Origin of the sequence: Candidatus Sodalis sp. SoCistrobi, assembly GCF_900143145.1 — a bacterium.
GTDB lineage: Bacteria > Pseudomonadota > Gammaproteobacteria > Enterobacterales > Enterobacteriaceae > SoCistrobi.
Genome location: NZ_FRDB01000239.1, coordinates 1 through 4,212, shown reverse-complemented (window position 1 = coordinate 4,212; position 4,212 = coordinate 1). Strand labels below are relative to the sequence as shown.

Sequence of the window (4,212 nt, the reverse complement as noted above, 5' to 3'; positions counted from 1 at the left end):
TGCTCATGCTGAGTTTCCAGCACTAGATTAACTGCCCGTTCACGGACTTCCGGAGAGTAACGTTTGGTCGTTGTCATAGAGACCTCCACTTTTAAAGTATAGACTCTAATTTATCCGGGGTGATTCATCGTGTCACCAAGATTTACCCCTTCCAGTTCTTGGTGTGCCCAGCCATCTGAATCCCGTGTCATTTTTCAGCGCCGTAAATGGCGATAGTACACGTCGGTTTCACTTCATTTACAACCCCACCGGCTGCCTATTTCAGCCCGCTAACCCTTGGCATATAAGTCGTTGCGGACTTGTGTATAACGAGGTGGCGTCAGCCGGCACTTCGCGGGTGCCCAGCAGGTCTTCTTCGATACGGATGAGGGTTGACATGCGTCTTCCTTGTAATTGTCGGTCTTTATCATTAATGTTAAAAGAAAATGGGTTAATATCTACTCTATGCAGTGTCTTTAACTGACGTGTGTTTTATTTTTGCCATTATATTCTGTCATTAAGACAAGACCATTAAGTCGATCACGCTTAGTTAATCGTTTTTATTTAACCAGTTAGCGTCAGCGGTCTGTTACCCTGTCGGACCACGACCCGGCGTGCCGCTTGAAAATCGTCTTGAGGGATACCATTACACTAAGATAAGCCGGCAACAAGGCTCATTTTTTTGCGGTGGCGAATTTTAGCGTTTATCGCCTACGACGTTCGCCGCCGCAATCGATAACACAGGAGAATTCGGTGCGCTGGATACCGTTAATCATTATCTTTATCATCATCTACATTGAGATTTCCCTTTTCATACAGGTCGCTCATGTTCTTGGCGTGCTGGCGACGTTATTACTGGTGATCGCCACCTCTTTTATCGGCGTCTCGCTGGTGCGCGCTCAGGGGCTGCGCATTCTGGGGCAAATGCAGGTCAAACTGGCCCGCGGAGAGAGCCCCGCCGGCGAGATGATCAAAAGCGTTTCACTGCTGCTGGCGGGATTTTTGCTGCTGCTGCCCGGTTTTTTCACTGATTTTCTCGGTCTGCTGCTGTTATTGCCACCGATACAGAATCTGATAACGCTGCGCCTATTGCCTTATCTGCGATTTCAGCGTGGTCAGGGCGCCGGGGGAGAAACCTTCGAGGGCGAGTACCGCCGTCATGACCTTCCTCAAGACAGGTTAAACGACCGCCACGACGACGAGAAATAAGCTAAAAAAAGGGGGTGGGGTGACAACATGTAACTTATTGATTAAATTAATTTTAAATATATTATGGCGAAAATTTGATCGTTTAAGTGAAAAAATTTTTTATCACCCCCTTGAAGCCTCACCGAACGCCCCCATCTTAATCACCACGAGGCCGGGCATGACGTCATGCCGGGCATTCATCCCAAAAAAACTGATACGGACTTTCTCAAGGGGAGCTATCAATGAAAATTCGTCCATTACATGATCGCGTTATCGTCAAGCGTAAAGAAGTCGAAGCCAAGTCTGCGGGCGGCATTGTGCTGACCGGCTCTGCGGCGGGTAAGTCCACCCGCGGTGAAGTACTGGCTGTGGGCCACGGCCGTATCCTGGAGAACGGCGAAGTGAAAGCGCTGGACGTGAAGGTAGGCGACATCGTGATTTTCAATGACGGATATGGCGTGAAGGTTGAGAAAATCGACAACGATGAAGTACTGATCATGTCCGAAAGCGACATCCTGGCTATCGTTGAGCAGTAATCCGCGCGTAATCATCTGAACTGAACGAATTTAAGGGAAATAGAAATGGCAGCTAAAGACGTAAAATTCGGTAGCGACGCTCGCGTAAAAATGCTTCGCGGCGTAAATGTTCTGGCCGACGCGGTTAAAGTGACTCTGGGTCCTAAAGGCCGTAATGTCGTGCTGGACAAATCCTTCGGCGCGCCGGTTATCACGAAAGACGGCGTTTCGGTCGCACGTGAAATCGAATTGGAAGATAAATTCGAGAACATGGGCGCGCAAATGGTGAAAGAAGTTGCCTCTAAATCTAATGACGCTGCAGGCGACGGTACCACTACCGCGACCGTGCTGGCCCAGTCTATCGTTAACGAAGGCCTGAAAGCCGTGGCCGCCGGCATGAACCCGATGGATCTGAAGCGTGGAATCGATAAAGCCGTTATCGCCGCCGTGGAAGAACTGAAAAAACTGTCCGTACCCTGCGCCGATTCCAAAGCCATCGCCCAGGTGGGTACCATCTCCGCCAACGCTGATGAAACCGTCGGCACCCTGATTGCTGAAGCCATGGCGAAAGTGGGCAAAGAAGGCGTCATCACCGTGGAAGAAGGTTCCGGTCTGCAAGACGAGCTGGACGTGGTGGAAGGGATGCAGTTCGACCGTGGTTACCTCTCCCCGTATTTCGTCAACAAGCCGGAAACCGGCGCCGTTGAACTGGAAAGCCCGTTCATTCTGCTTGCCGACAAGAAAATCTCCAATATCCGCGAAATGCTGCCGGTGCTGGAAGCCGTTGCCAAAGCAGGCAAACCGCTGCTGATCATTGCTGAAGACGTTGAAGGCGAAGCGCTGGCGACGCTTGTTGTGAACACCATGCGCGGTATCGTTAAAGTCGCCGCCGTCAAGGCACCGGGCTTCGGCGATCGCCGTAAAGCCATGCTGCAGGATATCGCTATCCTGACCGCGGGTACCGTTATCTCCGAAGAAATCGGCCTCGAGCTGGAAAAAGCCACCCTGGAAGATATGGGCCAGGCTAAGCGTGTCGTTATCACCAAAGACACCACCACCATCATTGACGGCGAAGGCGACAAAGCGCTGATCGATAGCCGCGTTACGCAAATCAATCAGCAGCGCGACGAAGCCACCTCCGATTACGATCGTGAAAAACTGCAAGAACGCGTGGCCAAACTGGCAGGCGGCGTTGCGGTTATCAAAGTAGGTGCTGCTACCGAAGTCGAAATGAAAGAGAAAAAAGCGCGCGTTGAAGACGCCCTGCACGCCACTCGCGCTGCAGTGGAAGAAGGCGTAGTCGCCGGTGGCGGCGTGGCGCTGATTCGCGTCGCTAACAGCATTGCTGAACTGCGTGGCGACAATGAAGATCAGAACGTCGGTATTAAAGTCGCGCGCCGCGCGATGGAAGCGCCGCTGCGTCAGATCGTTGCCAACGCCGGTGAAGAGCCGTCCGTCATTGCCAATAAGGTGAAAGCGGGTGAAGGTAATACCGGTTACAACGCGGCTACCGAAGAGTACGGCAATATGATCGACATGGGTATCCTGGATCCGACCAAGGTAACCCGTTCTGCGCTGCAGTATGCAGCTTCCATCGCCGGTCTGATGATCACCACCGAATGCATGGTGACCGACCTGCCGAAGGAAGACAAGCCTGATTTGGGTGGCGCAGGCGGCATGGGCGGTATGGGCGGCATGGGCGGCATGGGCGGTATGATGTAATCCCTCCGCACCGTTAGTTGCTCAGAAACCCCCGGCTTGCCGGGGGTTTTGTTTTTTTGGTAAAAAATTATCAACGAAGCGGGTTTTAAGGTATAAACTCAGGGCGTCCACAGGGCGGCTAGCTAGCCGAAAAAAACGGACTGGCTGCGACGGCGGGAAGCGTGGCGCACACGGCAAATTTGCCCTACCTTACAGGAACTCATGAGGAAAAAGATGCGGACCAAATTCTTAATGATGCTTTGTGCCGGCAGTCTATCGATGGCGGGATGCAGCAGCACACATGAATTAACGGCAGCCGGCCAGTCGGTGCGTTTCACCGACGAACAGCCCGGCAGCGAGTGCCGCCTTTTGGGCGAGCTTACCGGCACCCAGAGCAATTGGCTTTCCGGCCAAAATGGTGATAACAGCGCCATGCGCGGCGCGGCGAATGATTTAAGGAACCGTGCGGCCGCTATGGGCGGCAACGTCATTTACGGTGCCACCAGTCCGGTCAGTAAGAAAGAAACCTATCTGGCGAGCTTTGTGCCGCTGGACAGCAAAATTCAAGGGAAAGTCTTTACCTGCCCTTAATGCATAGGTATCTACACATTTATCGTGATACCTGTTATTACTTTGCAGAATGATTTCAACCTATCTGTTGGCGGGATTGACTCTCGCCTTACCCGCCGATATCAGACGCTGTGAATCACCCCGGATAAATTAGAGTCTATACTTTAAAAGTGGAGGTCTCTATGACAACGACCAAACGTTACTCTCCGGAAGTCCGTGAACGGGCAGTTAATCTAGTGCTGGAAACTCAGCATGAGCA

The 4,212-nt window shown here is 52.2% G+C and carries 4 protein-coding genes; all 4 read left to right on the top strand.

The window, feature by feature from the left end; all coding sequences use genetic code 11:
• Window positions 1–732: 732 nt before the first annotated feature.
• The 4 genes from CINSTRO3249_RS13495 (at window position 733) to CINSTRO3249_RS13480 (ending at window position 3,974) form a co-directional block, all read left to right on the top strand.
• Complete coding sequence (locus tag CINSTRO3249_RS13495; protein ID WP_074013647.1) at window positions 733–1,188, top strand: FxsA family protein; 456 nt, start codon at window positions 733–735, stop codon at window positions 1,186–1,188.
• Between the two features lie 221 nt (window positions 1,189–1,409).
• Window positions 1,410–1,703, top strand: a complete 294-nt coding sequence (locus CINSTRO3249_RS13490) for a co-chaperone GroES (RefSeq protein WP_074013646.1) — start codon at window positions 1,410–1,412, stop codon at window positions 1,701–1,703.
• A 45-nt stretch (window positions 1,704–1,748) separates the two neighbouring features.
• Window positions 1,749–3,404, top strand: a complete 1,656-nt coding sequence (gene groL / locus CINSTRO3249_RS13485; RefSeq protein ID WP_074013645.1) for a chaperonin GroEL — start codon at window positions 1,749–1,751, stop codon at window positions 3,402–3,404.
• Between the two features lie 213 nt (window positions 3,405–3,617).
• Window positions 3,618–3,974, top strand: a complete 357-nt coding sequence (locus CINSTRO3249_RS13480; protein WP_074013644.1) for a DUF4156 domain-containing protein — start codon at window positions 3,618–3,620, stop codon at window positions 3,972–3,974.
• The last annotated feature ends 238 nt before the right edge of the window (window positions 3,975–4,212 follow it).

Coding starts and splice junctions, on each gene's coding strand:
- CINSTRO3249_RS13490 (WP_074013646.1), top strand. CDS start 1,410: ATGAAAATTCGTCCATTACATGATCGCGTTATCGTCAAGCGTAAAGAA.
- groL (WP_074013645.1), top strand. CDS start 1,749: ATGGCAGCTAAAGACGTAAAATTCGGTAGCGACGCTCGCGTAAAAATG.
- CINSTRO3249_RS13480 (WP_074013644.1), top strand. CDS start 3,618: ATGCGGACCAAATTCTTAATGATGCTTTGTGCCGGCAGTCTATCGATG.